A 6,081-nucleotide genomic window follows, 5' to 3' on the forward strand; every position below is an offset into this window, starting at 1 on the left:
GAAAGGGTAGGCAGTTGTTTAACTGCTTACCCCCTCTAAGGAGGAAGAAGGATGACAAAAACATTTCGAAATAGCCGTACAGCCTTACTTTATATTTTACCAGCACTTCTTCTCATCCTGTTGTTTGTGTTTCTGCCGATTGTTCTAAATCTTTACAACAGTTTATTCAGGTGGAATTCATTTTCGTCAGGAAAAACGTTTGTAGGCTTTGAGTATTATAGCAGACTCTTCAAGGATCCCGTTTTTTATATTGCCTTAAAAAATAATTCGCTCTACGCTGTCATTTCATTAATATTTCAGGTAGGGGGCGGATTAATAATTGCCGCCATTTTAGAAGATAAACTGATTAGAAGATTTCAACCATTTTTCCGAACTGTATTTTTTATCCCTTCCGTTATTTCCATCGCCGTTGTTGGTTTACTATGGCAGCTGATTTATAATCCGGAAGTTGGTCTAGTTAATAGTTTTTTAAAATTCATTGGTCAGACTGAATGGGCGCATTCTTGGCTTGGGGATAGTAAAGTTGCCATTTATGCAGTTGTTGCCGTTTCGCAATGGCAGTATACAGGTTACATGACGATGCTGTTCTTGATCGCAATGCAAAAAATTCCATTTGAATATTATGAAGCGGCCATGATTGATGGCGCATCTAAGATAAAAACCTTTTTCAATATAACACTTCCACAAATCAAAGAAATGACAATCGTGGGTATGGTGATTACCGTAATTGGTGCATTCAAAGTGTTTGATGAAGTGTATATCATGACCTTTGGCGGGCCTGGTCAATCGACAGAAGTGTTAGGAACGATGCTTTACCGGGCAGCTTTCCGAAATGATGAAATGGGCTATGCTTCCACAATTGGAACAGTCATTTTCGTCATCACTCTCATCCTATCCTTAATCCAAATGAAACTAGGAAAATCAGGACAGGAGGCGTAAGAAAATGACGACAAGAGAAAATCCAGTGGTTAAAACAAACGAATTCCGGCCAGTTGGAACAGTAGGGCGGAAGATTTCAACAAAGATTAAAAATAAAATCTTTCAAGGGACAGTTCTTGTCTGGTTTAGTATTTTTGCCATTTGTATTATCTATCCGATCATTTGGCTTGGATTAAGCGGACTAAAATCGAATAGCGATTTCTTCTTAAGTACGTGGTCTCTGCCAAAAGAATGGCTTTGGAGTAATTATAAAGCCGCATGGGACGCGGGAATTGGTCATTTCTTTTTAAATAGTGTTCTTGTGACAGTGGTCTCCGTTGTATGTGTACTCCTATTCGGATCGATGGCAGCCTACGGGCTGAGCCGCTTTCACTTTAAAGGTCAGAATTTCTTATTGATTATTATCCTAAGCGGTTTGATGCTTGCGCCGCAGGTTAGCTTGATCCCGCTTTATAAATTGTTGCAGGCCATTGGTCTATATAACACTTATGGAGCCTTAATCCTGCCTTATGTTGCGTTTCAATTGCCATTTGCGATTTTCTTAATGCGATCCTATTTTCTCTCCATCCCCCATGAGCTTGAAGAATCGGCTATTCTCGATGGATGTAATAGTTGGAAAGTCTACCGGCATATTATTGTTCCGATGGGTAAACCCATCATTGCTTCCTGTGCGTTGTTGACGGGAATGAACGTCTGGAATGAATTCATGTTTGCCCTTGTATTCGTTGAAGATTCCAGCCTTCGCACGATCCCAGTCGGCTTAATGAACTTAAGAAGTCAGCTAAATACGGATTTTGGAATTCAATTGGCCGGTTTGGCAATTTCCGCTTTGCCGATGATCATTGCGTACATTATTTTCCAAAGACAATTCGTTCGCGGCTTATCGGCTGGAAGTGTAAAAGGATAAGCAAGAGTACCAGGGTAGTTGGAATAGGGAAGAAATGTCCTTTCCTATTCCACGTAATTTCGTTTCTCACGATTGGTTTAAATGGTATATACCAAATAACTAATTTGGAAAAATATAGATTTCAAAGGAGGATACAAGATGTTAACAGATGTACAAAAAGCGTTAGATGTGTTGAAGGAAAGGGATATTGACCGTGTTTATTTCGTCGCATGCGGAGGTTCTTCCTCGCTTATGTATGCGAGTAAATATGTGCTGGATCGAGAAGCTGAGACAATTGACTCTGATCTCTACACCTCAAATGAGTTTGTCCACCGTAATCCGAAGAAATTAAACGGAAAATCGTTGGTGATTTTGTGCTCCTATTACGGGAAAACTCCGGAAACAGTGGAAGCAGCACGGTTTGCACGTGAAAAAGGAGCATTAACCGTTTCCTTAACATTTGATGCAGACTCACCACTTGCCCAGGTTTCTGAGAATGTAATCGTCTACCATGATCAGGAAGACTCAAATTATGTGAACGAATCCCCTGCCATTATGCTCGAACTCATTTTTGGCTTGTTAGCAGAAAGGGAAGGCAACAAAAAATTTAATGATATCCTGTCCTCCTTAGAAAATCTAAGACCGATTCTAAACAAGGCAAAAGCTGAGACTTTGGCCCAAGCAAAAGAATTTGCTGAGTCCTATAAGGATGAAAAAATTATTTACACGATGGGCAGCGGTGCAAACTATGGAATTGCTTATTGGTTTGCGATTTGTCTCCTAATGGAAATGCAGTGGATCCATTCTCATGCCATCCACGCAGGTGAATACTTCCATGGTCCATTTGAAATCTTGGATAAGGATGTACCAATTATTCAATTAGTCGGCCTAGATGAAACCCGGCCATTAGAAGAGCGCTCTTTAGAATTTACCCAACGCTATGGTGAAAGAGTGATTGTAATAGATGCAAAAAACTTTGACTTAACAGGTGTTACTGAAAGTGTGAAAGGATACATTGCTCCACTCGTCCTGCAAACCGTTTTACGCCAATATGCGGGTGAGCTGGCAGAGGTTCGTAACCATCCATTAAGCACCAGAAGATATATGTGGAAGGTTCCTTATTAAAGGTAAGGTACTTATTAACTTAGAAGTCTTAAAAAATCTCAAATAAAATTTGGAGGGATTATCTTGTTAAAATTCGAACACGATACTTTTTTAGAATATGTTGGAAAAGAAGCAGTAGCGAAAAGAGAAGAAATTGAAAAAGTAGTCGATGAAATTTCTGCTAAAGGCTATAAAAATATCTTCCTTATCGGATCCGGCGGAACAATTGCGATGATGTACCCATTCGAATATATCCTAAAATCGAACTCAACCGTAGAGGTGCATGCGGAAATTGCTGCAGAATTATTAGTCATGAACAATCGCCATCTTTCAAAAGATTCCGTTTGTATTTTTGCATCTGTTACCGGAACAACAAAGGAAACGGTAGCAGCAGCCGAGTTCTGTAAGGCGAAGGGAGCCACCACCATTGGTTTCGTCGCTGAACCTGGTACACCACTTGCCGAAGCCGTTGATTATTGCATTTCAACCGGGCATGAGAAGCATTCGTTCGATACTTTCTTCCTTCATCTACAACTGTTGACATTCCGGTTTATCCATAACAACGATGAATTCCCACAATACGAGCAATTTGCAAAAGAAATCGCCTTGTTGCCAGAAGGAATTGTTCATGCATTAAAAACCTTCGATTCTCGTGCAGAACAATTTGCGATCCGACATAAGGATACGGGTTACCATATGTTGGTCGGTGCAGGTAATCTATGGGGAAATACCTATTCCTACGCGATGTGTATTTTAGAGGAAATGCAATGGATTAGGTCTAAATCGATTCATGCTGCTGAATTCTTCCATGGTACACTTGAGCTTGTTGAGGACGACACCAGTGTCATTTTATTTAAAGGAGAAGATGAAACTCGTCCATTGGTTGATCGTGTTGAACGATTTGCTGAAAAAATAACAAATGAATTATTCATAATTGATACGAAAGACTATCCTCTTGAGGGCATTAGTGAGGAATTCAGAAAACACTTTGCTGTAAATTTAAACTGGGCATTAACAGGTCGGATTAGTGTCTACCTGGAGCGTGAAAGAAACCACCCATTAGAACTTAGAAGATATTACAGAAAAATGGAATATTAAGATAAAACTGAGGTTATTATTAAAATTCCATACAAATGTTAAAATCCTAGTAAAATATATTTATTTTAAATATTCAATTACTTTTACACTTTAAACTGTTGAAAGAAAATTTTGAAAATGTTACTATTGAGTTGTTTAAATTCTTCTGAGTTTAGACCTCCTAAACTGAAGCTTAGCCTTGACCACTAAGCTTTACTTTGGACCTTTGAGACGTACTCAAAGGTTCTTTTTTTTGATGAAATCGGCTAAGATGGAATCAATATTATTTTGACGGAGGAAACTTCAGTGGATTTTAAGACTTTTGATCGTTGGGATGAAGGAATCTGGAATAAGGTAAGTCCTATTTATCAAGGAGCCTTTGGAGATAAAGGAGCGAAACCGGAAAAGGTTATCCGCAACATGTTCCGTAAGCAAATTTGCTTCCTCCATGTTGCCTTCCAACAAGATCTTCCCGTCGGACTGGCACTCACTGGAAAATTAAAGGGAATAAATGCGCTGCTGATCGATTACATTGCTGTTGACCATGATAAACAGGGTCATGGGATTGGCTCAAAAATCTTACAATTCATTAAGGACTGGTCAACCAGTGAAGAAGGAATAGACAGCATCGTGATTGAGGTCGAGTCAGAGATGAGTGCTGAAAATCAGGAGCGTATCCATTTTTGGAAAAAGAATGGTTTTACCTTAACTGACTATATCCATCGTTATATTTGGGTTCCGGAAACTTATCAGGCCATGTACCTCCAGCTGTCTTCACATGGAGTAGTTCCCGAGGGCGGCGAGGAGCTTTTCAAATTTATTGGCAACTTTCATAAAGAGTCTTTTCAGGGTACATGATGATGAATGTAAATGCCAAATTGAACAAAAAATGCTATATTGTGGATAGGGAAGAAATGGAATCAACTATTTTAAAGGAGTGTTGTGAAATGAAGGGTCAAATTACACCGTACCTTATGTTTGATGGCAATGCTAGAGAGGCTTTAGAATTTTACCGTGAGGTTTTTCAAGGGGAGATTCTAAACGTTCAAACCTATGGGGAATCGGGCTATAATAATTCTCCGGAGGCTGAAAATCTTCTGATTCATGCGCAATTCAAAAAAGATGATTTATTTATTATGGCCTCAGATGCATTTCCAGGAAATGTGATCAACAAGGGAAATAACATTTCGTTGGCACTAGATTTGGAAAGCGAAGAGGAAATTAAACGATTATATGATGCCTTACGTGAAAACGGGAAAGTCTATATGGAACTTCAAGATACCTTCTGGGGAGCGAAATATGCAAAAGTAACAGATCCTTTTGGAATTGCATGGGATTTAAATTATCAAAAGTCATAAAAGCAGTTAGTAAAACAGAGCGCTCGAATTGAGTGCTTTTGTTTTTGCTAAAAAGATCCTTTGCACCTTCAAAATTAAAGCCTTTCATCTACTGTTCTGCTAAAGTGCTATTGTGCTAAAATTCAGAAAATTCCATTGACAGATCTGATAGCATCACATAGAATAATAAAGAAATTTAAAATTTAATGATGGGATTGATTATTCATGAGGCATCGAATAAAAATTGTTCAAAATTCAAAAATGGTTATAAAAGAGGCTGGACTCCAATTCTAAGTGAAATGGAATCCAGCCTCTTTCTTTATTTTACTAAAGTGGTAGAGGAGAGATATAAATGATTACATTAACTGGCCAAGGTTTAACGTTAAAGGAAATGAAAGAAGTATTATATGGTGGTCAAAAGGTCCAAGCATCAGATAAAAGCATGGAAGCAGTGAAAAAGAGCAGGGAAGCAGTAGATCGCATCGTTTCAGAAGGAAGAGTGATCTACGGGATTACAACTGGATTCGGTAAATTTAGTGATGTGTTCATCGATCAGAACGATGTTCAAGACCTTCAGTTGAACTTGATTCGTTCTCATGCATGCGGTGTCGGCGAACCATTCCCTGTGGATGTAGCAAAAGCAATGGTACTTCTTCGTGCCAATGCACTTTTAAAGGGTTTTTCTGGCGTACGTCCAGTGGTAATTGAAACATTATTAAAGCTTGTGAATCATGATAT

General features: G+C 38.8%; 7 protein-coding genes. All 7 read left to right on the forward strand.

Annotated features, from left to right (window positions below; genetic code table 11):
* The first annotated feature begins 51 nt into the window (after positions 1-51).
* A complete protein-coding gene (locus E2K98_RS15350) occupies positions 52-939 on the forward strand; it encodes a carbohydrate ABC transporter permease (protein WP_133335546.1) in 888 nt (295 codons plus the stop codon).
* Positions 940-943: 4 nt separating this feature from the next.
* Positions 944-1,846 (forward strand): carbohydrate ABC transporter permease, encoded by a 903-nt coding sequence (locus E2K98_RS15355; protein ID WP_133335548.1) that lies wholly within the window; start codon positions 944-946, stop codon positions 1,844-1,846.
* A gap of 138 nt (positions 1,847-1,984) precedes the next feature.
* The gene (locus tag E2K98_RS15360; RefSeq protein ID WP_133335550.1) at positions 1,985-2,950 is read left to right on the forward strand and encodes an SIS domain-containing protein; all 966 of its coding nucleotides are present in this window, start codon (positions 1,985-1,987) and stop codon (positions 2,948-2,950) included.
* Between the two features lie 63 nt (positions 2,951-3,013).
* The gene (locus E2K98_RS15365; protein WP_133335552.1) at positions 3,014-4,027 is read left to right on the forward strand and encodes an SIS domain-containing protein; all 1,014 of its coding nucleotides are present in this window, start codon (positions 3,014-3,016) and stop codon (positions 4,025-4,027) included.
* A 285-nt stretch (positions 4,028-4,312) separates the two neighbouring features.
* Positions 4,313-4,864: a GNAT family N-acetyltransferase gene (locus E2K98_RS15370; RefSeq protein WP_165976292.1), complete on the forward strand. Its 552-nt coding sequence runs from the start codon at positions 4,313-4,315 to the stop codon at positions 4,862-4,864.
* Between the two features lie 89 nt (positions 4,865-4,953).
* Positions 4,954-5,364, forward strand: a complete 411-nt coding sequence (locus tag E2K98_RS15375; RefSeq protein WP_133335556.1) for a VOC family protein — start codon at positions 4,954-4,956, stop codon at positions 5,362-5,364.
* 331 nt (positions 5,365-5,695) lie between these two features.
* The coding region (locus E2K98_RS15380) for an aromatic amino acid lyase (RefSeq protein ID WP_165976293.1) at positions 5,696-6,081 on the forward strand (386 nt) is incomplete at its 3' end.

The sequence above is a fragment of the Bacillus salipaludis genome (genome assembly GCF_004358205.1).